Here is a 22070-nt window from a genome sequence, read left to right as displayed (position 1 = left end):
GGGCCTGGAGCGCGCTGCGCAATCGCTTAGGGGTAAACCCTTGGCTTCAATGAAAAACGCCGGCCCCTGGGGGCCGGCGCCGGCGTGGGTGGCTCAGGGCGGGCGGTGCAGGCTCGCGGGCGGGCCGCGCAGCCGGCGCCCTCGCGCCCACGGCCTCACTCAGTTGGGCACGTTGAGCGCGTTGCCGTTGAAGGTGATGGCGTCGCCCGCAGCCGGCGTGGCGGCGATGGGCGGCAGGTTCGCCGCGCGCGTCACGGCCGGTGCCGCGCCCGGCAGCCCGCCGCGCGGCGTGGTGCGCACCACCTGGCTGGGCGGCAGCGCCGCGCCGGTGGTCAGGTGCGCGTACATGGCGTTGAGGCCGTCCAGGAAATACACGTGCAGCGGCACGTAGCGGGTGTCGAAGCCGCTGAAGCCCAGGAAGCCGTCGAAGTGCTGGCCGTTGGTGACCTCCACGTAGCGCAGCCCGCTGCGGCCCCGCTCCACCGCCTGGTTGAAGGCCGTGTAGGCGCGCGCGGCGTTGTTGACGGGCAGCAGCGCGTCGCTGCGGCCGGCCACCACCAGGGTGGGCTTGCGCTGCAGGTCGCCGCTGGCCAGCACCTCGCGCACGCCGCGGCGCACGGCCTCGCTTTGCGCACGGGTGGGCGTGCTGGTGTCGGTCAGCGGCGCGCCGCTGCGCGGGTCGGTGCCGGTGAACAGGGCGCGCTGGCACACCGCCGCCTCGAAGCCCAGGTCCGCCAGCGCCGTGCCCGGCGAGACGGCGAAGTCCCAGCGCCGCGCGCCGCCCACCGAGTCGTTGACGATCACGGTGGCCGGCGCTCCGTTGGCCGTGCCGTTGCCGGTGGCGTAGCTCACCGCCTTGGCCGCGGGTGCGATGAGCGCCGGGGCGAACGCGGCGTCCACCCCGGCGAAGCTCACGCCGCAGACGTTGTCCAGCACGGAAAAGCGCCCGTAGGCGTTGACGTACATGCTGGTGACGATCACCGCGTTGCCCAGCCCGTAGTGGGCGTTGTGCATCTGGTCGTTGTAGGGGCCCCAGCCGTAGTGGCGCAGTTTCGAGAGGGCATCGGCCGCCTGCGCGGCGGTGTCGGCGCCGCTGACCATCCCGGCCTGGGCCAGCGACGCGCAGCGGTTGGCCGCGCGCGGGTTCATGCCCGTGAGGGTCATGTAGTTGTGGATGGACAGCTCCGCGCCCATGGACGCTTCGGCCGCCAGCGCCGCGCAGGGCTGGTACAGGTTGGCGAAGGTGAAGTAGTCCAGCAGCGGCTTGCCGAAGGCCACGGGCTGGCCGCCTTGCTGCACGCCGTAGCCGTAGGTGCTGCGCGGCGTGGCGCCGGGCTCGCCGGCGACGACGGCGTCGATCAGGCCCTGCTCGTCCTGCTCGGCCGCGCGCAGCACGGCGGTGCCGCCGTTGGAGACGGAAGCCGCCATCACCAGCGTGTTCTCCGGCCGGAAGCGCTGCCACTTCAGCGGGCTCCCGCCCACGGAGGGGCCGTACTCCTGGTTAAGCGCCCACAGTGCGTAGCGCACGGCGGCCAGGGTGTCGGTGCCCCAGTCGCGCTCGGGGTTGGTTTGCGAGTGCGCGTGCTTCAGGGCGACGCGGTTGGGCGTGCGGGCGTTGAAGGCGGCGCGCTGGTCCTCGCTGAGCTTGGCGCTGAAGTGGCTCAGCGGGTCGGCGGCGTCGGCGCGGGTGCCGTCTATGCGGTGCACGGTGTTGTCCGAGAGGTCGTGCAGGCCCATGCCCTTGCCGGTGTCGGTCAGCGCCACGGCGCAACCGCGCTTGAGGGCCCACTCGGCCACCGTGCCGATGGCGCCGTAGACGCCGCGCGAGCCGGAGGACGGCGCCGCGACGATGCACGGCTTGCTGGTGTCAAAGCCCGCGGGCACCTGCACGGCCGTGGTGACGCGGCGGTTGCCGCCGGGCACGTCCACGTAGCCCAGGTACTCGACGCCGGGGATCAGGCCCTCGCCCAAGGTGTCGTTGCCGGCGAGGTCGATGTTTGGGCCGTAGAGCCGGCCGTAGCCGCCGTTGGCGGTGATGTCCAGCAGGCCGCGGTAGTTGGCGTAGATGGCGTTGCGGCGCAGCTCCAGCGCGGTGGGGTTCAGCGGGTCGGCGTAGGCCGGCGCGGCGCCGGCCAGACCGGTTTTGCCCAGGCCGGCGGTGAGCAAATCCTGGGTTGAAGCGCTGGTGCCGCCCCCCGGACTGGTGGCCGTGTAGGCGGTGCGCGCGAGCGAAGTGATGCCCGGCGGCAACACGTTGGGCCGCATGGGCTCGCCGTGCCCGTGGCCGCCGTGGCGGTCGTCGTAGCGGTCGTCGGGGCCGGGTCCGCCGGCCTGCGCGCCCAAATGCAGGCACAGCAGGGCCGCGGCGGCGGCGGGGAGGCGTCGAAAGGCGGCGGGATTCCTGGTAGCCATCAGCGTTCTCCTTGAACAGCCGGCGCAGGCTACGGAGTCCGCTTCAAGGCGAAAAACCGCGTGATCGCGTAAGGACCGACCCCATGAGGGTCAGCACGCTTGCCGGATCAGGGAATCGGGTGCTGGGGGAAGGCCGGCGAGCCCGTCACTCGCCCAGCACGCGCAGGATCTCGCGCCCGTAGGCTTCGAGCTTCTTGGCGCCCACGCCGCTGATGTGGCCCAGCGCCTGCAGCGAATCCGGGCACTCGGCGGCCATCTGCGCCAGGGTGGCGTCGTGGAAGATGACGTAGGCCGGCAGCCCGTGCTCGCGCGCCACCTCGGCGCGCCAGGCCTTCAGCCGGGCGAAGCGCTCCTGGCCCAGCGCGTCCAGCGTGGCGGCGGCGGCGGGCACGCGCTCGCCGCGTGTCCCGCGCACGGAGCGCGGGCTCTTGCCGCGGGTGGGTTCGCGCGGCTCGCGCAGGACGATGGGCTCCTCGCCCTTGAGCACGGCGCGCGCGCTGGGCGTGAGCGAGAGGGTGTTGAACTCGCCCTCGGCCTGCACGTGGCCCAGGGCGACGAGCTGGCGCAGCACGCCGCGCCACTGCGCTTCCGACAGGTCCGCGCCGATGCCGAAGGTGGACAGCTTGTCGTGCCCGTACTGCAGCGCCTTGTCGGTGCGCTTGCCGCGCAGCACGTCCAGCAGGTGCCCGGCGCCGAAGCGCGTTGGGCCGAAGCCGCCGCCGTGCTGGCCGAAGCGGTAGATGCAGGACAGCGCCTTGCGCGCGGCCTCGGTGGCGTCCCAGGTGCGCGGCGGGTGCAGGCAGTTGTCGCAGTTGCCGCAGGGCTCGCTGGCCTCGCCGAAGTAGGCCAGCAGCCGCACGCGGCGGCAGTCGTGGGCTTCGGCCAGGGCCAGCAGCGCGTCGAGCTTGCCGCGCTGCAGGCGCTTGAAGTCTTCCTCGGCGTCGCTCTCGTCGATCATGCGGCGCTGGTTGACGACGTCCGCCAGGCCGTAGGCCATCCAGGCGTCGGCGGCCTCGCCGTCGCGGCCGGCGCGGCCGGTCTCCTGGTAGTAGGCCTCAATGTTCTTGGGCAAGTCCAGGTGCGCGACGAAGCGCACGTCCGGCTTGTCTATGCCCATGCCGAAGGCGATGGTGGCGACCATCACCAGGTCGTCCTCGCGCAGGAAGCGGTCCTGGTGGCGGCGGCGCACGTCGGCGTCCAGCCCCGCGTGGTAGGGCAGCGCGCGCACGCCCTGCTGCTCCAGCCAGGCGGCGGTGTCCTCCACCTTGCGCCGGCTCTGGCAGTAGACGACGCCGGCTTCGCCCTCGTGCTCGTCGCGGATCATGCGCAGCAGTTGGGCGCGCGGGTTGTCCTTCTCGACGATGGTGTAGCGGATGTTGGGCCGGTCGAAGCTGCTCACGAACGCGGCGGCGTCTTCGAGCTGCAGCCGCTCCACGATGTCGCGGCGCGTGTGCGCGTCGGCCGTGGCCGTGAGCGCCACGCGCGGCACGCCGGGGTAGCGCTCGTGCAGGGCCGACAGGCCCAGGTACTCCTCGCGGAAGTCGTGCCCCCACTGGCTGACGCAGTGCGCCTCGTCGATGGCGAACAGGCTCAGGAGCTGGCGCTCGTGCAGCGAATCCAGCATCGCCAGCATGCGCGGCGTCAGCAGCCGCTCCGGCGCCACGTAGACCAGCACCAGGCGCCCGCTGCGCAGCTCGCGCTCCACCTGCTGGGCCTGCTCGGAGGACAGCGTGGAGTTCAGGTAGGCCGCGTGCACGCCGGCCTCCTCCAGCGCGCCGACCTGGTCGTGCATGAGGGCGATGAGCGGGCTCACCACCACGGCCACACCCAGGCCCTGGCGATGCCGGACGATGGCCGGCACCTGGTAGCACAGGCTCTTGCCGCCGCCCGTGGGCATGAGCACCAGGGCGTCGCCGCCCAGGGCGACGTGCTCGACGATGGCCGCCTGCGGCCCGCGAAACGCCGTGTAGCCGAAGACCTGCTGCAGCACTTGCAGCTCGGGGGAAGCGGAAGAGGGGGAGGAGAAGAAGGCCATGGCGCGAGGGGAGCCGGCGATGGTAACTGGCCGCCGCCGGCCGGGCTTTTCAAGGGCTCGCGCCAAGGCCCCGGAGGGGCTGCGGCACGGGGCATGCGGCACAATCCTGTCTTTTCGTACAGAGCACATTTCGCGCAGGAGCGTCACATATGGCCAGCGTCAACAAAGTCATTCTCATCGGCAACTGCGGGCGCGACCCGGAGGTGCGCTACACGCCCCAGGGCACGGCCATCTGCAACGTCTCCGTCGCCACTTCCAGCCGCCGCAAGGACCGCAACACCGGCGAGTCGGTGGAAGACACGCAGTGGCACCGCGTCACCTTCTATGAGCGCCTGGCCGAGATCGCCGGCGAATACCTGAAGAAGGGCCGCCCCGTGTACGTCGAAGGCCGCCTGAAGTACGGCAAGTACACCGACAAGGACGGCATCGAGCGCAACACCGTGGACATCGTGGCCGAGCAGATGCAGCTCCTCGGCGGCCGTGAAGGCATGGGCGACGACATGGGTGGTGGCGGCGGCATGGGCGGCGGCGCCTCCCGCGGCGGCTACAACCGCGCCCCGGCCCGCGGCGGCGACGACATGGACGCCCCCGCGCCCGCCCCGCGCGCCGCGGCCCCCCGCCCGGCCCCGCAGCGTCCGGCCCCGGCGCCCCAGCGCCCGGCCACTGGCTTCGACGACATGGACGACGACATCCCTTTCTGATCGGCGTCCCGCCGGTTTTTCACCTGCATCAAGACAGCGGCCCGCGGGCCGCTTTTTCATTCCCGACGCCGCCAGGGCCCGGGCTTTGCCCTGCCACACTTGCAACCCATGCCGACCGCTGTTGAACCCCTGCTCGTCGCCTGCCTGTGCGCCGCCTGGTGCGGCACCTGCAAGGAATACCTGGCCACCTTCGATGCCGCCCGCGACGCCGCCCAAGCCGGCGAGCGCTTCATCTGGGTGGACATCGAGGACGAATCGGACGTCGTCGGCGACGTGGACGTCGAGAACTTCCCCACCGTGCTCGTGGCCCGCGGCGACACCATCCTGTACTTCGGCGTGCTGCTGCCGCAGCCCGGCCACCTCACGCGGCTGCTGCAGGCCGCGCGCGAAGGCGGCCTCAAGCCCCAGGCGGTGGATGAGGACGTGGCCGGCCTGCCTGAGCGCGTGCGCGCCCTGCAGCCGGGGTAACCGGTAACACCTGACACTTTCCACGCTTGAGGCTGCGCCGGCCGCATAAGCAAGGGCGCAAACATTCGTTGGTCGGCCCAGGGGCGATTCCTAGGATGCCTTCATGCATCCCAGGAGGACTCTCATGAAATCGCTGTTCTTAGGCGCGCTGCTCGCCGTGGCCGCCGTCGGCGCCCAAGCCAAGGACATTGGCCTGCTCAACGTGTCCTATGACCCGACGCGTGAGCTCTACCAGGACGTCAACGCCGCCTTCGCCAAGCAGTACCAGGCCAAGAGCGGCGACACCGTCACCGTCAAGCAGTCGCACGGCGGCTCCGGCAAGCAGGCCCGCTCGGTCATCGACGGGCTGGAGGCCGACGTGGTGACGCTGGCCCTGGCCTACGACATCGACGAGATCGCCGCCAAGGCCAAGCTGCTGCCGCCGGACTGGCAAAAGCGCCTGCCGCAAAACAGCTCGCCCTACCGCTCCACCATCGTCTTCCTGGTGCGCAAGGGCAACCCGAAAGCCATCAAGGACTGGGACGACCTGGTCAAGCCCGGCATCGCCGTCATCACCCCCAACCCCAAGACCTCCGGCGGCGCGCGCTGGAACTACCTCGCCGCCTGGGGCTACGCGCAGAAGAAATACGGCTCCGAGGCCAAGGCGCAGGAGTTCGTGGGCAAGCTGCTGTCCAACGTGCCCGTGCTCGACAGCGGCGCGCGCGGCGCCACCACCACCTTCGTCGAGCGCGGCCTGGGCGACGTGCTGCTGGCCTGGGAGAACGAGGCGCTGCTGGCGCTCAAGGAGCTTGGGCCGGACAAGTTCGACGTGGTCGCCCCCTCCATCTCCATCCTGGCCGAGCCGCCCGTGGCGGTCGTGGACAAGGTGGTGGACAAGAAGGGCACCCGCGCCGCCGCGCAGGCCTACCTGGAGTTCCTCTACTCCCCCGAAGGCCAGGACATCGCCGGCAAGCACTACTACCGGCCCGTGGACCAGGCCGCCGCCGCCAAGTACGCCAAGCAGTTCCCGCAGGTGAAGTTGTTCACCATCGACGAGCAGTTCGGCGGATGGGCCAAGGCGCAGCAGACGCACTTCTCCGACGGCGGCACCTTCGACCGCGTCTTCGCCCGCAAGTAAACCCTCCGCAGGAACTGCCGCCATGCTGTCGCGCCTGCTGCTCAAGCAGCGCAGCGTGCTGCCCGGGTTCAACCTCGCCCTGGGCTTCACGCTGCTGTACCTGAGCCTCATCGTCCTGCTGCCGCTGTCCGCCGCCTTCATCAAGACGTCGGGCATGACGCTGCAGGCCTTCCTCGACGCGGTGAGCACGCCGCGCGTGCTGGCCTCCTACCGGCTGACCTTCGGCGCGTCGCTGGCCGCCGCGCTGGTCAACGCCGTGTTCGGCCTGCTCGTGGCCTGGGTGCTGGTGCGCCAGCGCGTGCCGGGCAAGCGCATCGTCGATGCGCTGGTGGACCTGCCCTTCGCGCTGCCCACGGCCGTGGCCGGCATCGCGCTCACCGCCCTCTACGCCCAGAACGGCTGGATTGGGCAGGTCCTGCCCTTCAAGGTCAGCTTCACGCCCGTGGGCGTGTTCGTGGCCCTGGTCTTCATCGGCCTGCCCTTCGTGGTGCGCACGCTGCAGCCGGTGCTCGAAGACCTGGACCGCAGCGTCGAGGAGGCGGCGGCCACGCTGGGCGCCTCGCGGCTGCAGACCTTCTTCAAGGTGGTGCTGCCCGTGCTGCTGCCCGCGCTGCTCACGGGCTTCACGCTCGCCTTTGCCCGCGCCTTGGGCGAGTACGGCAGCGTGATCTTCATCGCCGGCAACCTGCCCATGGTCAGCGAGATCACGCCGCTGTTGATCATCACGCGGCTGGAGCAGTACGACTACCAGGGCGCCACGGCCATCGCCGTGGTGATGCTGGTCTCCAGTTTTGTTTTGCTGCTGCTCATCAACGCGCTTCAGGCGTGGACGCGGCGGCGCCAGGGAGCCACGACATGAGTTCTGTCCTGCCCGTTTCCCCGGTCGCCGCGGCCTCCGTGCCGCTGGGCACCACGCTGGGCCACCCAAGCCGCGCCGCTGCCAAGCCCAAGGCCGCCAACGCCCCGTCGCGCTGGGTCAACGCGCTGCTGGTGGGCGTGGCGCTGCTGTTCCTGACGCTGTTCCTCTTCGTCCCGCTGGCGGCGGTGTTCGTCCAGGCCTTCGCCAAGGGCGTGGACGTGTACCTGGACGCCATCAGCCAACCCGACGCGCTGGACGCCGTCAAGCTCACGCTGCTGGCCGCGGCGATCTCGGTGCCGCTGAACCTCGCCTTCGGCGTGGCCGCGGCCTGGGCCATCGCCAAGTTCGACTTCCGCGGCAAGAGCCTGCTCATCACGCTCATCGACCTGCCCTTCTCGGTCAGCCCCGTGATTGCCGGCCTGATCTACGTGCTGGTCTTCGGCCTGCAAGGCTGGCTCGGCCCCTGGCTGCAGGAACATGACCTGAAGATCATCTTTGCCGTGCCCGGCATCGTGCTGGCCACGGTGTTCGTGACCTTCCCCTTCGTGGCGCGCGAGCTGATCCCGCTCATGCAGGCCCAGGGCAAGGACCAGGAGGAAGCCGCGCTGGTGCTGGGCGCCTCCGGCTGGCAGACCTTCTGGCACGTGACCATTCCCAACGTGAAGTGGGCGCTGCTGTACGGCGTGATCCTGTGCAACGCCCGCGCCATGGGCGAGTTCGGCGCGGTGAGCGTGGTTTCCGGCCACATCCGCGGCCTGACCAACACCATGCCGCTGCACATCGAGATCCTCTACAACGAGTATCAGTTCGCCGCCGCCTTTGCCGTGGCCTCGCTGCTGGCCGGCCTGGCGCTGGTGACGCTGGTGCTCAAGGCGCTGGTGGAGCGCCGCGTCAGGGCGCAGCTGCGCGAGCAGCACGAGGGCACGGCATGAAGCCGTCCGCCCTCATCCGCTGCGCCCGCAACTTCCCCAAGAAAAACCTTTACTGCCACGGGAGAACCGCATGAGCATCCAGTTGCACCAGATCAGCAAGCGCTTCGGCCCCACCGTGGTGTGCGAGGGCGTGGACCTGCACATCCCCGCGGGCGAGATGGTCGCCCTCCTGGGGCCCTCGGGCTCCGGCAAGACCACCCTGCTGCGCATCATGGCCGGGCTGGAGACGCCGGACGCCGGCCGCGTCTTCATGCACGGCCAGGACGCCACGGAGGCCCCCGTGCAGCAGCGCCGCGTGGGCTTCGTGTTCCAGCACTACGCGCTGTTCAACCACCTGAACGTGCGCGACAACGTGGCCTTCGGCCTGCGCATGGTCCCGCGCGCCCAGCGGCAGACCGAGGCGCAGATACGCCGCCGCGTCGACGAGTTGCTGGAGCGGGTGCAGCTCTCCAGCTTCGCCGCCCGCCACCCGAATCAGCTCTCCGGCGGCCAGCGCCAGCGCGTGGCCCTGGCCCGCGCCCTGGCGGTGGAGCCCAAGGTGCTGCTGCTGGACGAACCCTTCGGCGCCCTGGACGCGCAGGTGCGCAAGGAGCTGCGCCGCTGGCTGCGCCGGCTGCACGAGGACATGCACGTCACCAGCGTCTTCGTCACGCATGACCAGGAGGAGGCCATGGAAGTGGCCGACCGCATCGTGGTGATGAACAAGGGCCGTATCGAGCAGGAGGGCCGCCCGCAGGACCTGTACGACCAGCCCGCGAACCCCTTCGTCCTGCAGTTCCTGGGCGACGCCCAGCGCCTGGACGACGGCGCCGGCACGCCGCTGTGGGTGCGCGCGCACGAGATCGCCGTGCACCGCGACCACGCCCCCGGCCGCGTCAGCGCCACGCTGGCGCACGCGCTGTGCATGGGCCCGCGCATGCGCCTGGGGTTCCACAAGGCCGACGGCGCGGCCATCGAGGTGGAGCTCACCCGCGAGGAGTACCAGGCCTTCACCATGGACGTGGGCAACGCCTATCACCTGGAGCCGCGCCGCGCGGCGCGCTTCCAGCAAGCGGCCTGAGGCCTGCGCCGGCGCGGGACTTTCAAGGGTCTGTTGAAGAAATCAGCGGGCATTGCTTCGAAAATTGAAGCAATCGGGGAAGCCCCGGGCCGCTTCAAAGGCACCTCTTCCGCGCCGGGTTGGCCGCCTTGCCTACCATCCCCGCCCGTCCATAAAAAACACCCCGCTTTCGCGGGCTCCAAGCTGCCATGACCGTTCGCAACCCCCTGCGCCGCCGTCTCGTCCTCGGCGCCCCCGCCGCCGCGCTGGCCGGCGCCCTGCCCTCCATCGCCCAAGCCGCCTCGGTGACGCTGCTCAACGTCAGCTACGACGTCGCGCGCGAGTTCTACAAGGACATCAACAAGGCCTTCGTCCCGTACTGGAAGAAGACCGCCGGCGAGGACGTCACGGTCAACCAGTCGCACGGCGGCTCCAGCAAGCAGGCGCGCGCGGTGATCGAAGGGCTGGATGCCGACGTCATCACCATGAACCAGGCCCTGGACATCGACGTCGTCGCCGACAAGGGCCTCATTGCCGCCGATTGGGCCAAGCGCCTGCCCAACAACGCCGCGCCCACCTCCTCTGTGACCATGTTCCTGGTGCGCAAGGGCAACCCCAAGGGCGTCAAGGACTGGGCCGACCTCGCCAAGCCCGGCATGAGCGTCGTCATTCCCAACCCCAAGGTCACGGGCAACGGCCGCTACACCTACCTGGGCGCCTGGGGCTCGGTCATCAAGGGCGGCGGCACCCCGGCGCAGGCGCGTGAGCTGACGCAGAAGATCTTCGCCAACGTGCCCGTGTTCGACGGCGGCGGCCGCGCCGCCACCACCACCTTCGCGCAGCGCAACATCGGCGACGTGCTCTGCACCTTCGAGAGTGAGGTGCAGTCCATCGTCGAGGAGTTCGGCAAGAATTTTGATTTCGTTTATCCGGCCCGCACCGTGCTCGCGGAGAACCCGGTGGCCGTCATCGACAAGGTCGTGGACCGCAAGGGCACGCGCAAGCAGGCCGAGGCGTATTTGAAATTCCTCTGGACCGAGGAGGCGCAGCAGATCGCCGTCAAGCACAACCTGCGCCCCCGCGACGCCAAGCTGCTGGCCGCCCACGCCAAGGACTTCCCCAGCGTGCCCACCTTCACCGTGGACGAAGTCTTCGGAAGCTGGAAGAAGGCGCAGGCCGAGCACTTCAACGACGGCGGCATCTACGACCAGCTCATGGCCAAGAAGTAAGCCGTAGCCGGCCCTGGTTCACGACCAGCCAGGCCGTCGCTTCCGGTGCCCCGCCGCGGCGGGGCCACAATTCCCGTTTTCGCCTTTGCCGACAAGGCGTTGCGGACCGTTGCCGGTCTGCCGCGCCCGGCCCCGCCATGCTCTTCTCCCGCACCCTGCTCAAGCGCCACAGCGTGCTGCCGGGCTTCGACCTGGCCCTGGGTTTCACGCTGCTGTACCTCAGCCTCGTGGTGCTCATCCCGCTGTCGGCCGCCTTCCTCAAGGCCGCGACCATGACGCCCGCCGCCTTCTGGGACGCCGTGGCCTCGCCGCGCGTCGTCGCCTCCTACCGGCTCACCTTCGGCGCCTCCTTCCTGGCCGCACTGGTCAACGCCTTCTTCGGCTTGTTGATCGCCTGGGTGCTGGTGCGCTACGACTTCCCCGGCCGCCGCCTGGTGGACGCGCTGGTGGACCTGCCCTTCGCCCTGCCCACGGCCGTGGCCGGCATCACGCTCACCGCGCTCTACGCCGAAAACGGCTGGATAGGCCAGTACTTGCCCTTCAAGGTCAGCTTCACGCCGCTGGGCGTGTTCGTGGCGCTGCTCTTCATCGGCCTGCCCTTCGTGGTGCGCACCTTGCAGCCGGTGCTGGAAGACCTGGGCCGCGAGCTGGAGGAAGCCGCCGCCACCCTGGGCGCCACGCGCTGGCAGTGCTTCAGCCGCGTGACCTTCCCCATCCTGGCGCCCGCGCTGCTCACGGGTTTCGCACTGGCCTTTGCCCGCGCGCTGGGCGAGTACGGCAGCGTGATCTTCATCGCCGGCAACCTGCCCATGGTCAGCGAGATCACGCCGCTGATGATCATCTCCAAGCTGGAGCAGTACGACGTGCCCGGCGCCACGGCCATCGCCGTGGTGATGCTGGTGAGCAGCTTCGTGATGCTGCTCCTGATCAACACGTTGCAGGCCTGGGCCCGGCGCCGCGAAGGGCAGTGACGCCATGAACCCCATGTCTTCTTCCTCGGCCTCCGACGCCGCCACCGAGCCCGCCTGGGTGCGGCGCACGCTCATCGCGGTGGCGCTCGCCTTCCTGACGCTGTTCCTCTTCGTCCCGCTGGTGCTGGTCTTCATCGAGGCCTTCAAGAAGGGCGTCGAGGTCTACCTGGAGGCCATCATCGAGCCGGACGCGGCCTCGGCCATCAAGCTCACGCTGATCGCCGCCGGCATCTCCGTGCCGCTCAACCTCGTCTTCGGCGTGGCGGCGGCCTGGGCGATTGCAAAGTTCGAGTTCCGCGGCAAGAGCGTGCTGCTCACGCTCATCGACCTGCCCTTCTCGGTCAGCCCCGTCATTGCCGGCCTGATCTACATCCTGGTCTTTGGCCTGCAGGGCTGGCTGGGCGCCTGGCTGCAGGCGCACGACTTGAAGATCATCTTCGCGGTGCCGGCCATCGTCCTGGCCACGCTGTTCATCACCTTCCCCTTCGTGGCGCGGGAGCTGATTCCGCTGATGCAGGCGCAGGGCGTGGAGCAGGAGGAGGCGGCCACGGTGCTGGGCGCCTCGGGCTGGCAGACCTTCCGCCGCGTGACCCTGCCCAACGTGAAGTGGGCACTGCTGTACGGCGTGATCCTGTGCAACGCCCGCGCCATGGGCGAGTTCGGTGCGGTGAGCGTGGTCTCCGGCCACATCCGCGGCCAGACCAACACCATGCCGCTGCACATTGAAATTCTCTACAACGAGTACCAGTTCGCCGCCGCCTTCGCGGTCGCCTCGCTGCTGGCGGCGCTGGCGCTGGTGACGCTGGGCTTGAAATACATCGTCGAGCGGCGCGTGAAGGCGCAGCTCAAGCAGGCCGGTCACGGCGAGTAAGGTTCCCCATGAGCATTGAAGTCCGCAACCTGGTGAAGCGCTTCGGCACGCTGGCCGTCTGCGACAACCTGAATCTCACCATCCCCGCCGGCGAGCTGGTCGCCCTGCTGGGCCCTTCAGGGTCGGGCAAGACCACCCTGCTGCGCATCATCGCGGGCCTGGAGAAGGCCGACAGCGGCAGCGTGCTGTTCCACGGCGACGACACCACGCGCACGGCGGTACGCGAGCGCAACGTGGGCTTCGTCTTCCAGCACTACGCGCTGTTCCCGCAGATGAACATTTTCGAGAACGTCGCTTTCGGCCTGCGTGTGCGCCCGCGCGCCACGCGCCCAAGCGAGGCGGAGATACGCACCCGGGTGATGGACCTGCTGAAGCTCGTGCAGCTCGATTGGCTGGCCGAGCGCTACCCGCATCAGCTCTCCGGCGGCCAGCGCCAGCGCATCGCGCTGGCGCGCGCCCTGGCGGTGGAGCCCAAGGTGCTGCTGCTGGACGAGCCCTTCGGCGCGCTGGACGCCAAGGTGCGCAAGGAGCTGCGCCGCTGGCTGCGCCGGCTGCACGACGAGATGCACGTCACCAGCGTCTTCGTCACGCACGACCAGGACGAGGCCATGGAGGTGGCCGACCGCATCGTGGTGATGAACCAGGGTCGCATCGAGCAGGACGGCCGCCCCGACGAGGTCTACGACCATCCCGCCACGCCCTTCGTCCTGCAGTTCCTGGGCGACGTGAACCTGTTCCACGGCCGCACCGGCCACAGCGGCAGCCCGCACGAGGCCACGTCCGACGGCACCGTGAGCTACGTGCGCCCGCACGAGCTGCAGGTGCTGGGCCAGGAAGCGCCCGGCACGCTGCCGGTGCGGCTGCAGCAGGCGCTGACCGTTGGGCCGAACACGCGGCTGGAGTTCCGGCGCCTGGACGACGACAGCTACGTTGACGTGGAGCTGCCGCGCGCGGACTACCTGGGGCTGCGCGAGCAACTGAAGCTGGAGCCGGGCGCGCAGGCCTGGCTGCTGCCGCGGCGGGTGACGCGCTTTGCCATCACGCCGGAGGAGCCGCAGGATCCCGCGGCGATGATCTGAGCAGGTGCAGGGGCGTGCGGGACGCCCCCGCGACGCTATCTCTTGCGGCTGATGGCGAACACGACCGCCAGGACCACTCCGACGAGGAACAGGATCCAGGCGATGTTCGCCGACATCCCGGCGATGCCACCGAAACCGAGCAGGCCTGCGACCAGCGCGATGACGAGAAAGACGACGGCGTAGTGGAGCATCTGTGACTCCTGGGTGATTTCGATGGTTTCAGCTTAGGCGGCAGGAGGCTTTGCCGTCTGTCGGCGGCGGGCGGGCCGGTCTGTAGGAAGCGGCTCACAGTGGCCGCCGTGCTGGGCCAAGCCGCGTGGCCAGGGCGCGAAGGCGCAAAAGCCCGCCTTCATTTCCCGGCCGTGCTCCCTTGCATACTTCCCGGCATGAAAAAACCAGCCCTTCTCCTTGCTCCCTTGGCTGCCGCCCTGGCCCTGGCCGCCGCCCCGGCGCAGGCCGGCAAGACGCTCGACGCCATCAAGCAGCGCGGCCAGGTCATCGTGGGTGTCAGCACCGGCGTGGCGGGCTTTTCCGCCGCCGACAGCCAGGGCCGCTGGAGCGGCTTTGACGTGGACTTCGGCAAGGCCATCGCGGCCGCCGTGCTCAGCGACGCCGAGAAGGTGCGCTGGGTGCCGCTGAGTTCGCAGCAGCGCTTCACGGCCCTGCAGTCCGGCGAGGTGGACGTGCTCTCGCGCAACACCAGCTTCACGTTGACCCGCGACGCCTCTTTGGGGCTGCAACAGACGGCCATCAACTTCTTCGACGGCCAGGGCTTCATGGTCCCGGCCAAGACCAAGGTGAAAAGCGCCAAGCAGCTCAAGGGCGCCAGCGTCTGCCTGCAGTCCGGCACCACCACCGAGAAGAACCTCACCGACTTCTCGCGTGCCAACGGCCTGAACCTGAAGCCCGTGGTGTTCGAGAAGATCGAGGCCGCCAACGCCGCCTACTTCTCCGGCCGCTGCCAGGCCTACACCACGGACGCTTCCGGGCTGGCCGCCATCCGCTCGCGCGAGGCCAAGGACCCGAAAGAGCACGCCATCCTGCCGGACCTCATCTCCAAGGAGCCGCTGGGCCCGCTGGTGCGCCGCGGCGACGACGAGTGGTTCACCATCGTGAAGTGGGTCGTCTACGGCCTGATCGAGGCCGAGGAAGCCGGCATCACCCAGGCCAACGCCGACAAGCTCAAGGCCGACAGCACCGACCCCGTCGTCCAGCGCCTGCTCGGCAAGGGCGACGACATGGGCAAGCTCCTTGGGCTGGACCGCGACTGGCTGCTGCGCGCCGTCAAGGCCGTGGGCAACTACGGCGAGATCTACGAGCGCAACGTCGGCGAGAAGACGCCCGTGGGCCTGCCCCGCGGCAAGAACGCATTGTGGAACCAGGGCGGCCTGCTCTACGCGCCGCCGGTGCGCTGAAACCCGCCACCCGCGCCCGCCTGGCGCAGGCGCTGGTGCTGGCCGCACTGGCGCTCTTGATCGCCTGGCTCGCGCGCAACACCCTGGCCAACATGGCCGCCCGCGGCATTCAGGCGGGCTGGGATTTCCTGCACGACGCCGCCGGCTTCGAGATCGGCGAGTCGCTCATCGCCTTCGACGCTGGGCAGAGCTACGGCCGCGCCTTCCTCGTGGGCGTGCTCAACACGCTGCGCGTGGCGCTGGCGGGCATCGCCGCGGCCTCGCTGCTTGGGCTGGCCGTGGGGCTGGCGCGGCTGTCGCGCAACGCGCTGCTCTCGCGCCTGGCCGGCGCCTACGTGGAGCTCGTCCGCAACGTGCCGCTGCTGGTGCAACTGCTGCTCTGGTACCTGCTGCTGGTGGAGTACCTGCCGGACCCCGGCGAGCCGCTGCACCTGGGCTCCTGGTTCCTGCTCAGCAAGGGCGGCCTGTCCTTCCCCTGGCCAGGCGAGGGTGGCTGGAGCCTGCCCCAGCCCGGCGCCTTCGCCGTGGAAGGCGGTGCGACGCTGACACCCGAGTTCGTGGCGCTGTGGGGTGGCCTGAGCCTGTACACCGCCGCCTTCATCGCCGAGGTGGTGCGCGGCGGGGTGATGGCCGTGCCGCGCGGGCAGACGGAAGCGGCGCTGAGCATCGGCCTCTCGCGCGCCCAAGTGCTGCAGCGCGTGGTGCTGCCGCAGGCGCTGCGCGTGATCGTCCCGCCGCTTTCGAACCAGTACCTCAACCTGACCAAGAACTCGTCGCTGGCCGTGGCCATCGGCTACCCGGACGTGGTCTCCATCGCCAACACCGCCCTCAACCAGACCGGGCGGGCGCTGGAGTGCATCAGCCTGATCATGGCCGTGTACCTGACGACCTCGCTGCTCACCGCGGCGCTCATGGGCTGGCTGGACCGCAGTGCGGCGATCCGCGAACGGTGAGGACGCCCAAAAAAATGGACCACGACGACTTCCAGCGCATTGCGCCGCGCCGCCCGCCTCCGCCGCCGGGCCTGGCGGCACGGCTGCGCGAATCGCTTTTCAGCAACCCGCTCAGTGGCGCCGCGACGCTGCTGCTCCTGGCGCTGCTGGCCTGGGGCCTGCCGCGCCTGCTGGACTGGGCGCTGTGGCAGGCGGTGTGGGCGCCAGACCCCGAGGCCTGCCAGGCCGCCCGCGGCGTGGGCGCCTGCTGGGGCATGGTGGCGGAGAAGCACCGGCTGATCCTCTTCGGCCGCTATCCCTTCGAGCAGCAATGGCGCCCGGCCTTGGCGCTGGCGCTGTGGGCGCTGCTGGCCGTGGGCAGCGTGCTGCGCGGCGGCCGCCCCGGGGCGGGCCGCGTGCTGGGCATCGCCTGGGCGGCCGGTCTGCTTGCCGGCGTGCTGCTCATGCGCGGCGGCTTTGCCGGGCTGCCGCTGGTCACCACCGACCAGTGGGGCGGATTGCCGCTGACGCTTCTGCTGGCGCTGGTGGCCATCGCCACGGCCTTTCCCATCGCGGTGGCGCTGGCGCTTGGGCGCCGATCCGGCCCGCCGCTGCTGCGCGGACTGGCCACGCTCTACATCGAACTGGTGCGCGGCGTGCCGCTGGTGTCGGTGCTCTTCATGGCCAGCTTCATCTTTCCGCTGCTGCTGCCCCCGGGCAGCAACCCGGACGTGCTGCTGCGCGTGCTCGCGGGCCTGTCGCTCTTCGCCGCGGCCTACCTGGCCGAGACCATCCGCGCCGGGCTGCAGTCCGTGCCCCTGGCGCAGGCCCAGGCCGCGCGCAGCCTGGGGATGACGGCCTGGCAGGTGCAGCGCCTGGTGCTGCTGCCGCAGGCGCTGCGCGCCGTGCTGCCCGCCCTGCTCAACAGCTTCATCTCGACGTTCAAGGACAGCTCGCTCGTCACCATCGTGAGCCTGTACGAGCTCACCGGCGCGCTGGGCCTGGCGCTCAGCGGCGACCCGGTGTGGCGGCCGTTCAAGGTGGAGGGCTACCTGTTCGTGACCGCGATCTATTTTCTGGGCTGCGCCGCCATGTCGGCCGGCGGCCGTTGGGCCGAACGCCGCTGGCGCCATGGAGGCCGCGCATGAGCACGGCCCACAACGGCGGCGGCGCCGCTGCGGCGCCGCTGGTGCGCTTCGAGCGCGTCAACAAATGGTTCGGCCAGCAGCACGTGCTGCGCGACGTGGATTTCACCGTCCAGCCCGGCGAGCGCGTGGTGCTGTGCGGGCCGTCGGGCAGCGGTAAGTCCACGCTGCTGCGCTGCGTGAACCGGCTGGAGCCTTTCCAGGAAGGCCGCCTCACCGTGGACGGCGTGGTGTTCGACGCCGGCCGGCGCGAGGACGAGCGCGCGCTGCAGGCCCTGCGCCGCCGCGTGGGCATGGTCTTCCAGCAGTTCAACCTGTTCCCCCATCTCACCGTGCTGGAGAACCTGGCGCTGGGCTCGGAGATGGCCGGCGAGCCGCGGGCGCAGGTGCGCGAGCGCGCCTTGGCGCAACTGCAGCGCGTGCGCGTGGCCGAGCAGGCGCACAAGTACCCGCTGCAGCTCTCCGGTGGCCAGCAGCAGCGCGTGGCGATCGCCCGCGCGCTGGTGCAGGCGCCGCGGCTGCTGCTGTTCGACGAGCCCACCTCGGCGCTGGACCCGGAAATGGTCCAGGAGGTGCTGGACGTGATGCGCGCCCTCGCCGACCAGGGCCAGGCCATGCTCTGCGTCACCCACGAGATGGGTTTTGCCCGCGCCGTGGCCGACCGCGTGGTGTTCATGGACGAGGGGCAGATCGTGGAAACCGCGCCGGCCCGCGAGTTTTTCGAAGCGCCACGCCGCGCGCGCACGCGGGCCTTTTTGCAGCGGGTGCTGAATCCGGCGAACACGCTGTAGGAGGTCCGCTTGCGGGCCGAACCCGGCTCCCGGCCACGATGCGTATTCGCTCAAGAACCGGCACCCCACCGCGCCGCCAATTCGGCCCGCAGACGGGCCTCCTGCAGGCTGCGGCACACTGATTGGCTTGTCCGACAACTCATGGTGAACGCCCATGGCCGCTGCCCGCCAACCTGAATACCGCATCGATCCCCAGTTCACCGAGCGCTGGTCGCCGCGCGCCTTCACCGGCGAGGCGCTGGACCAGGGCGCGCTCATGACCTGCCTGGAAGCCGCGCGCTGGGCCCCGTCCGGCAGCAACCTGCAGCCCTGGCGCTTCATCTACGGCCTGCGCGGCACGCCGGCCTTCGACACGCTGCTGAGCACGCTGGTGGAAAGCAACCGCGCCTGGGCGCAGAACGCAGGCGCTTTGTTGATCGTGCTGTCGCGCACGCAACGCACGGTGCCGGGCAAGGACGAGCCGCAAGCCATCGTCTCGCACGCCTTCGATGCCGGTGCGGCCTGGATGAGCCTGGCGCTGCAGGCCCAGGCGCTGGGCCTGCACGCGCACGCCATGGGCGGTTTTGATCGCGCCAAGGCGCGCGAGGTGCTGGCCGTGCCGGAAGACCACGCGATGCACGCCGTGGTGGCGCTGGGCCGGCGCGGCGACGCGTCGCTGCTGCCGCCCGCGCTGCAGGAGCGCGAGGCGCCCAGCGGGCGCGTGCCGCTGGCCACGCTGGTGGCCGAGGGCCGTTTCGGCTTCGAGGGCTGAAAGCCCGCAGGCCGCGCCGCGCCGGCGCGGCTTACAGCGGCGCCGGCTGCGCGTCCACCGAGCGGGCGGCCTGCGCCTGCATCACGATGTCCGGCTTCAGGTGCGGCGCGAAGGCCTGGATGAAGTCGTAGGCGTAGGCGCGCAGCAGCGCGCCGCGGCGCACGGCCACGCTGGTGGTGTTGATGGCAAACAGGTGGCGCGCGTCCACGGCCTGCAGCGGGTGGTCGCGCTCGTCGTCGAAGGCGATGGAAGCCACGATGCCCACGCCCATGCCCAGGCCGACGTAGGTCTTGATCACGTCGGCATCCATGGCGCTGAGCACCAGTTGCATGTGCAGCCCGGCGCGGCGGAAGGCGTCGTCAATCGTGCCGCGGCCGGTGTAGCCGACGTCGTAGGTGATGAGCGGGTAGGCCGCCAGCCGCTGCAGCGTCAACGGGCCTTCCAGCAGCTCGTGCCCCTGCGGTACCACCACCGAGTGCGTCCAGCGGTAGCAGGACAGCGCCACCAGCGCGTCCTGCTCGGCCAGCGTCTGCGTGGCGATGCCGATGTCGGCCTCGCCGCTGACCAGCATCTGCGCAATCTGCTGCGGCGAGCCCTGGTGCAGCTTGAGGCTCACGCCGGGGTGGCGGGATTGGAAGTCGCGCACCACCGCCGGCAGCGCGTAGCGGGCCTGCGAGTGCGTGGCCGCCACGGCCAGCGTGCCCACGTCGCCCTGGCTGAAGTCCTCGCCGATGCGGTGCAGGTTCTGCGCCTCGGTCAGCAGCCGCTCCACCACCGGCAGCAGCGTGCGCCCCGGCGCCGTCAGCCCCGTCAGCCGCTTGCCCTGGCGGACGAAGATTTCCACTCCCAGCTCCTGCTCCAGCTCGCGGATCTGCCGGCTCACGCCCGGCTGCGAGGTGTGCAGCGCCTGCGCCACTTCCGTGAGGTTGAAACCGCAACGCACCGCCTCACGCACCGAACGCAGTTGCTGAAAGTTCATGACCGTTCCCGTTAGATCCAACGCAACGATTATTTGAAGCTGCGTTTTCCGCGCCAACGAAGCGATGGGCACTTGCTCATGCGGATAGCGCATGAGCTGCGTCGTTCGTCCCTCATGCGCAGGGATTGCGCGATTGATAGGGGTAATTTCGGCAGATTTCTTCAAGCTTGACTTGAAGATCACCCGCCGGTTCCGGGGAGCACTCCAGCAAAAACAAAGCCGCGCATGGGGCGCGGCTTGCTGCTTTGCGCAAAGGGTTTTTGCGCCCTGGGCGAGTGCGGCTCAGTCCGGGCTGGCCGACGCGATGACGCCGCCGCCCAAACAGACCTCGCCGTCGTAGAGCACGGCGGACTGGCCTGGTGTCACGGCCCATTGCGGCTGGTCGAAGTGCAGGGCCACGGCGTCCACCGCCGGCAGCGACAGGCGGCAGGGTGCGTCGGCCTGGCGGTAGCGGGTCTTGGCGCCCAGCGCGCCGGGTGCGGGCGTGCGGCCGGCCACCCAGCTCAAGTCCTGCGCCACCAGCGAGCGGCTCAACAGCCAGGGGTGGTCATGGCCCTGCACGGCGTACAGCGTGTTGGTGGCCGGGTCCTTGCGGGCGACGTACCAGGGCTCGTGCTCGCCGCCGCCGCGCGGGGCGCCCTTCTCCTTCACGCCGCCGATGCCCAGGCCCTGGCGCTGGCCCAGGGTGTAGAAGCTCAGGCCCACGTGCTCGCCGATCTTGCGGCCCCGCGCGTCCTTGATGGGGCCGGGCTGGTTGGAGAGGTAGCGGTTGAGGAATTCGCGAAAAGGGCGCTCGCCGATGAAGCAGATGCCGGTGGAGTCCTTCTTCTTGGCGTTAGGCAGCCCGGCCTCGGCCGCAATGCGGCGCACCTCGGTCTTGGGCAGCTCGCCCACCGGGAACAGCGTGCGCGAGAGCTGCGGCTGGTTGAGGCGGTGCAGGAAGTAGCTCTGGTCCTTGAGCGGGTCCAGGCCTTTCAGGAGCTGGAACTCGCCGGCCACTTCGCGCACGCGGGCGTAGTGGCCGGTAGCGATCTTCTCGGCGCCCAAGCGCATGGCGTGGTCGAGAAAGGCCTTGAACTTGATCTCGGCGTTGCAGAGCACGTCCGGGTTGGGCGTGCGGTTGGCCTGGTACTCGCGCAGGAACTCGGCAAAGACGCGATCCTTGTACTCGGCGGCGAAATTGACGTGCTCGATCTCGATGCCTATCACTTCGGCCACGCTGGCGGCGTCAATGAAGTCCTGGCGCGACGAGCAGAACTCGCTGTCGTCGTCGTCTTCCCAGTTCTTCATGAAGATGCCCACCACCTCGTGGCCCTGCTGCTTGAGCAGCCAGGCGCTGACGGCGGAGTCCACCCCGCCGCTGAGGCCCACCACCACGCGGCGCGCGCGCACGCCCGTGAACACCGCCGGCGCGGCGGCGGTCGAAACAGTCTCGGTGCTCATGCCTTGATCTCGGGCGCGAAGACGCTGGGGTCCGTGGTCAGCAGGGACAGCGGAAAGCGCTTGCCGGCGAGGTGGTCCTCGATGCCGCGCAACAGCAGCGGGTTGCGGTGGCGGTGGGCGCTGGCGCGTATCTCCGGCACCGTCATCCACACCGCGCGGACGATGCCGTCGTCCAGCACCCAGCCCGGTTGCGCCGCGCTGGCCGTGCCGGCAAACGCAAAGCGCAGGTAAGTGATGTCCTCACCCGCACCCTGCCGGTACACGCGCGACAGGTAAATGCCCACAAGCTGCGTGGGGACGAAGACGCAGCCGGTTTCTTCCAAAACTTCGCGCGCCACGCCTTGCAGCAGTGACTCGCCCGGGTTGAGGTGGCCAGCCGGGTTGTTCAGGCGCAAGCCCTCAGCCGTGTGTTCTTCCACCAGCAGAAAGCGCTGCTCCCCATCGACCACCTTGTCGATCAGCGCCGCCACGGTGACGTTGGGTTTCCATCGTTCTGACATGGGGCGGATGGTAGCGTCCGCCCAACGGCCTCGGCGATGCGAGGGGCTGAATCAATCAGCTTCCTTTCTATACGGTGGTATAGATAGGCGCATTGCGAAAAATTTCTGACTCTTGTGGAAGGAGACACCACATGCTGATTGGAGTTCCGCTGGAAACGGCGGCCGGAGAGACCCGCGTCGCGGTGACCCCCGAAACCGCGAAAAAACTCAAGGCCCAGGGCCACCAGTTGTTCGTGCAGTCCGGTGCCGGCGTTGCGGCAGCCGCGCCCGACGCGGCTTATGCCGCGGTAGGGGCGGAGATCGTGGACGCCAAGGCCGCCTTCAACTGCGACCTGGTGCTCAAGGTCCGGCCCCCGTCGCCGGACGAGCTCGCGCTCATGAAGCGCGGCGCCACGGTGGTA

21 protein-coding genes and 1 pseudogene are annotated in these 22070 nt (G+C 69.9%); 16 read left to right on the top strand and 6 right to left on the bottom strand.

The features are described from left to right. Nucleotides 1-159: 159 nt before the first annotated feature. Complete coding sequence (locus tag SM757_RS26690) at nucleotides 160-2412, bottom strand: 3-hydroxybutyrate oligomer hydrolase family protein (protein ID WP_322467713.1); 2253 nt, start codon at nucleotides 2410-2412, stop codon at nucleotides 160-162. Between the two features lie 145 nt (nucleotides 2413-2557). Next, nucleotides 2558-4447: a DNA helicase RecQ gene (gene recQ, locus SM757_RS26685; protein WP_066330709.1), complete on the bottom strand. Its 1890-nt coding sequence runs from the start codon at nucleotides 4445-4447 to the stop codon at nucleotides 2558-2560. A 149-nt stretch (nucleotides 4448-4596) separates the two neighbouring features. Between recQ and ssb the strand changes: the two genes are divergently transcribed. The 10 genes from ssb to SM757_RS26635 all read left to right on the top strand — a co-directional run bounded on the left by ssb (nucleotide 4597) and on the right by SM757_RS26635 (nucleotide 13713). Then, a complete protein-coding gene (gene ssb, locus SM757_RS26680; RefSeq protein WP_066330710.1) occupies nucleotides 4597-5148 on the top strand; it encodes a single-stranded DNA-binding protein in 552 nt (183 codons plus the stop codon). 108 nt (nucleotides 5149-5256) lie between these two features. Further along, nucleotides 5257-5616: a thioredoxin family protein gene (locus tag SM757_RS26675; RefSeq protein WP_322467712.1), complete on the top strand. Its 360-nt coding sequence runs from the start codon at nucleotides 5257-5259 to the stop codon at nucleotides 5614-5616. Nucleotides 5617-5740: 124 nt separating this feature from the next. Continuing rightward, nucleotides 5741-6733: a sulfate ABC transporter substrate-binding protein gene (locus tag SM757_RS26670; protein ID WP_322467711.1), complete on the top strand. Its 993-nt coding sequence runs from the start codon at nucleotides 5741-5743 to the stop codon at nucleotides 6731-6733. Between the two features lie 22 nt (nucleotides 6734-6755). Beyond that, nucleotides 6756-7592, top strand: a complete 837-nt coding sequence (gene cysT, locus SM757_RS26665; protein WP_066330716.1) for a sulfate ABC transporter permease subunit CysT — start codon at nucleotides 6756-6758, stop codon at nucleotides 7590-7592. Then, nucleotides 7589-8524, top strand: coding sequence for a sulfate ABC transporter permease subunit CysW (gene cysW / locus SM757_RS26660; RefSeq protein WP_322467710.1), 936 nt, complete (start codon nucleotides 7589-7591; stop codon nucleotides 8522-8524). Before cysT (SM757_RS26665) ends, cysW (SM757_RS26660) begins: the two co-directional genes overlap by 4 nt. Nucleotides 8525-8594: 70 nt before the next feature. Further along, nucleotides 8595-9584, top strand: a complete 990-nt coding sequence (locus SM757_RS26655; RefSeq protein WP_322467709.1) for a sulfate/molybdate ABC transporter ATP-binding protein — start codon at nucleotides 8595-8597, stop codon at nucleotides 9582-9584. A gap of 188 nt (nucleotides 9585-9772) precedes the next feature. Beyond that, nucleotides 9773-10792, top strand: coding sequence for a sulfate ABC transporter substrate-binding protein (locus SM757_RS26650; protein ID WP_066330720.1), 1020 nt, complete (start codon nucleotides 9773-9775; stop codon nucleotides 10790-10792). Between the two features lie 137 nt (nucleotides 10793-10929). Continuing rightward, complete coding sequence (gene cysT, locus SM757_RS26645; RefSeq protein WP_066330722.1) at nucleotides 10930-11763, top strand: sulfate ABC transporter permease subunit CysT; 834 nt, start codon at nucleotides 10930-10932, stop codon at nucleotides 11761-11763. Between the two features lie 4 nt (nucleotides 11764-11767). Next, a complete protein-coding gene (cysW, locus tag SM757_RS26640; RefSeq protein ID WP_322467708.1) occupies nucleotides 11768-12634 on the top strand; it encodes a sulfate ABC transporter permease subunit CysW in 867 nt (288 codons plus the stop codon). Between the two features lie 8 nt (nucleotides 12635-12642). Next, on the top strand, nucleotides 12643-13713 hold the full coding sequence (locus tag SM757_RS26635) for a sulfate/molybdate ABC transporter ATP-binding protein (protein WP_066330726.1): 1071 nt from the start codon (nucleotides 12643-12645) through the stop codon (nucleotides 13711-13713). Nucleotides 13714-13748: 35 nt separating this feature from the next. On the opposite strand, the gene SM757_RS26630 is transcribed toward SM757_RS26635, so the two are convergent. Next, nucleotides 13749-13904 carry a DUF1328 domain-containing protein gene (locus SM757_RS26630; RefSeq protein ID WP_084267087.1) on the bottom strand — a complete coding sequence of 52 codons (156 nt, stop codon included), beginning with the start codon at nucleotides 13902-13904 and terminating at the stop codon, nucleotides 13749-13751. 195 nt (nucleotides 13905-14099) lie between these two features. Between SM757_RS26630 and SM757_RS26625 the strand changes: the two genes are divergently transcribed. The 5 genes from SM757_RS26625 to SM757_RS26605 all read left to right on the top strand — a co-directional run bounded on the left by SM757_RS26625 (nucleotide 14100) and on the right by SM757_RS26605 (nucleotide 18747). After that, entirely contained in the window at nucleotides 14100-15128 is a 1029-nt protein-coding gene (locus SM757_RS26625) for an amino acid ABC transporter substrate-binding protein (protein ID WP_066330727.1), read from the top strand. Then, nucleotides 15086-16081 (top strand): amino acid ABC transporter permease, encoded by a 996-nt coding sequence (locus tag SM757_RS26620; protein WP_322467707.1) that lies wholly within the window; start codon nucleotides 15086-15088, stop codon nucleotides 16079-16081. Before SM757_RS26625 ends, SM757_RS26620 begins: the two co-directional genes overlap by 43 nt. A gap of 14 nt (nucleotides 16082-16095) precedes the next feature. Continuing rightward, nucleotides 16096-17208: an amino acid ABC transporter permease gene (locus SM757_RS26615; RefSeq protein WP_322467706.1), complete on the top strand. Its 1113-nt coding sequence runs from the start codon at nucleotides 16096-16098 to the stop codon at nucleotides 17206-17208. Beyond that, entirely contained in the window at nucleotides 17205-17996 is a 792-nt protein-coding gene (locus SM757_RS26610) for an amino acid ABC transporter ATP-binding protein (protein ID WP_322467705.1), read from the top strand. The genes SM757_RS26615 and SM757_RS26610 overlap by 4 nt, the downstream gene beginning before the upstream one ends. Nucleotides 17997-18150: 154 nt before the next feature. Then, nucleotides 18151-18747 carry a nitroreductase family protein gene (locus SM757_RS26605; RefSeq protein WP_322467704.1) on the top strand — a complete coding sequence of 199 codons (597 nt, stop codon included), beginning with the start codon at nucleotides 18151-18153 and terminating at the stop codon, nucleotides 18745-18747. Between the two features lie 31 nt (nucleotides 18748-18778). Here SM757_RS26605 and SM757_RS26600 read toward each other — a convergent pair whose 3' ends face one another. The 3 genes from SM757_RS26600 to SM757_RS26590 all read right to left on the bottom strand — a co-directional run bounded on the left by SM757_RS26600 (nucleotide 18779) and on the right by SM757_RS26590 (nucleotide 21669). Continuing rightward, complete coding sequence (locus SM757_RS26600; protein ID WP_066330733.1) at nucleotides 18779-19726, bottom strand: CysB family HTH-type transcriptional regulator; 948 nt, start codon at nucleotides 19724-19726, stop codon at nucleotides 18779-18781. 282 nt (nucleotides 19727-20008) lie between these two features. After that, nucleotides 20009-21169 (bottom strand): tRNA 2-thiouridine(34) synthase MnmA, encoded by a 1161-nt coding sequence (gene mnmA / locus SM757_RS26595; RefSeq protein WP_066330735.1) that lies wholly within the window; start codon nucleotides 21167-21169, stop codon nucleotides 20009-20011. Further along, nucleotides 21166-21669, bottom strand: coding sequence for an NUDIX hydrolase (locus tag SM757_RS26590; protein ID WP_066330737.1), 504 nt, complete (start codon nucleotides 21667-21669; stop codon nucleotides 21166-21168). The genes mnmA and SM757_RS26590 overlap by 4 nt, the downstream gene beginning before the upstream one ends. A 131-nt stretch (nucleotides 21670-21800) precedes the next feature. On the opposite strand from SM757_RS26590, the pseudogene SM757_RS26585 reads away from it, so the two are divergent. Next, a pseudogene (locus SM757_RS26585) lies at nucleotides 21801-22070 on the top strand (NAD(P)(+) transhydrogenase (Re/Si-specific) subunit alpha); the annotation flags it as partial.

It is taken from the genome of Azohydromonas lata (genome assembly GCF_034427735.1).
In the GTDB taxonomy this organism is placed as follows: domain Bacteria; phylum Pseudomonadota; class Gammaproteobacteria; order Burkholderiales; family Burkholderiaceae_C; genus Azohydromonas; species Azohydromonas lata.
The sequence above is the reverse complement of the archived record's forward strand: the minus strand, read 5'-3'. Positions and strand labels throughout refer to the sequence as shown.

What these genes read in the sequence shown, in the direction of transcription:
- SM757_RS26690 (WP_322467713.1), bottom strand. Translation starts at nt 2,412, where the DNA reads ATGGCTACCAGGAATCCCGCCGCCTTTCGACGCCTCCCCGCCGCCGCC.
- recQ (WP_066330709.1), bottom strand. Translation starts at nt 4,447, where the DNA reads ATGGCCTTCTTCTCCTCCCCCTCTTCCGCTTCCCCCGAGCTGCAAGTG.
- ssb (WP_066330710.1), top strand. Translation starts at nt 4,597, where the DNA reads ATGGCCAGCGTCAACAAAGTCATTCTCATCGGCAACTGCGGGCGCGAC.
- SM757_RS26675 (WP_322467712.1), top strand. Translation starts at nt 5,257, where the DNA reads ATGCCGACCGCTGTTGAACCCCTGCTCGTCGCCTGCCTGTGCGCCGCC.
- SM757_RS26670 (WP_322467711.1), top strand. Translation starts at nt 5,741, where the DNA reads ATGAAATCGCTGTTCTTAGGCGCGCTGCTCGCCGTGGCCGCCGTCGGC.
- cysT (WP_066330716.1), top strand. Translation starts at nt 6,756, where the DNA reads ATGCTGTCGCGCCTGCTGCTCAAGCAGCGCAGCGTGCTGCCCGGGTTC.
- cysW (WP_322467710.1), top strand. Translation starts at nt 7,589, where the DNA reads ATGAGTTCTGTCCTGCCCGTTTCCCCGGTCGCCGCGGCCTCCGTGCCG.
- SM757_RS26655 (WP_322467709.1), top strand. Translation starts at nt 8,595, where the DNA reads ATGAGCATCCAGTTGCACCAGATCAGCAAGCGCTTCGGCCCCACCGTG.
- SM757_RS26650 (WP_066330720.1), top strand. Translation starts at nt 9,773, where the DNA reads ATGACCGTTCGCAACCCCCTGCGCCGCCGTCTCGTCCTCGGCGCCCCC.
- cysT (WP_066330722.1), top strand. Translation starts at nt 10,930, where the DNA reads ATGCTCTTCTCCCGCACCCTGCTCAAGCGCCACAGCGTGCTGCCGGGC.
- cysW (WP_322467708.1), top strand. Translation starts at nt 11,768, where the DNA reads ATGAACCCCATGTCTTCTTCCTCGGCCTCCGACGCCGCCACCGAGCCC.
- SM757_RS26635 (WP_066330726.1), top strand. Translation starts at nt 12,643, where the DNA reads ATGAGCATTGAAGTCCGCAACCTGGTGAAGCGCTTCGGCACGCTGGCC.
- SM757_RS26630 (WP_084267087.1), bottom strand. Translation starts at nt 13,904, where the DNA reads ATGCTCCACTACGCCGTCGTCTTTCTCGTCATCGCGCTGGTCGCAGGC.
- SM757_RS26625 (WP_066330727.1), top strand. Translation starts at nt 14,100, where the DNA reads ATGAAAAAACCAGCCCTTCTCCTTGCTCCCTTGGCTGCCGCCCTGGCC.
- SM757_RS26615 (WP_322467706.1), top strand. Translation starts at nt 16,096, where the DNA reads ATGGACCACGACGACTTCCAGCGCATTGCGCCGCGCCGCCCGCCTCCG.
- SM757_RS26610 (WP_322467705.1), top strand. Translation starts at nt 17,205, where the DNA reads ATGAGCACGGCCCACAACGGCGGCGGCGCCGCTGCGGCGCCGCTGGTG.
- SM757_RS26605 (WP_322467704.1), top strand. Translation starts at nt 18,151, where the DNA reads ATGGCCGCTGCCCGCCAACCTGAATACCGCATCGATCCCCAGTTCACC.
- SM757_RS26600 (WP_066330733.1), bottom strand. Translation starts at nt 19,726, where the DNA reads ATGAACTTTCAGCAACTGCGTTCGGTGCGTGAGGCGGTGCGTTGCGGT.
- mnmA (WP_066330735.1), bottom strand. Translation starts at nt 21,169, where the DNA reads ATGAGCACCGAGACTGTTTCGACCGCCGCCGCGCCGGCGGTGTTCACG.
- SM757_RS26590 (WP_066330737.1), bottom strand. Translation starts at nt 21,669, where the DNA reads ATGTCAGAACGATGGAAACCCAACGTCACCGTGGCGGCGCTGATCGAC.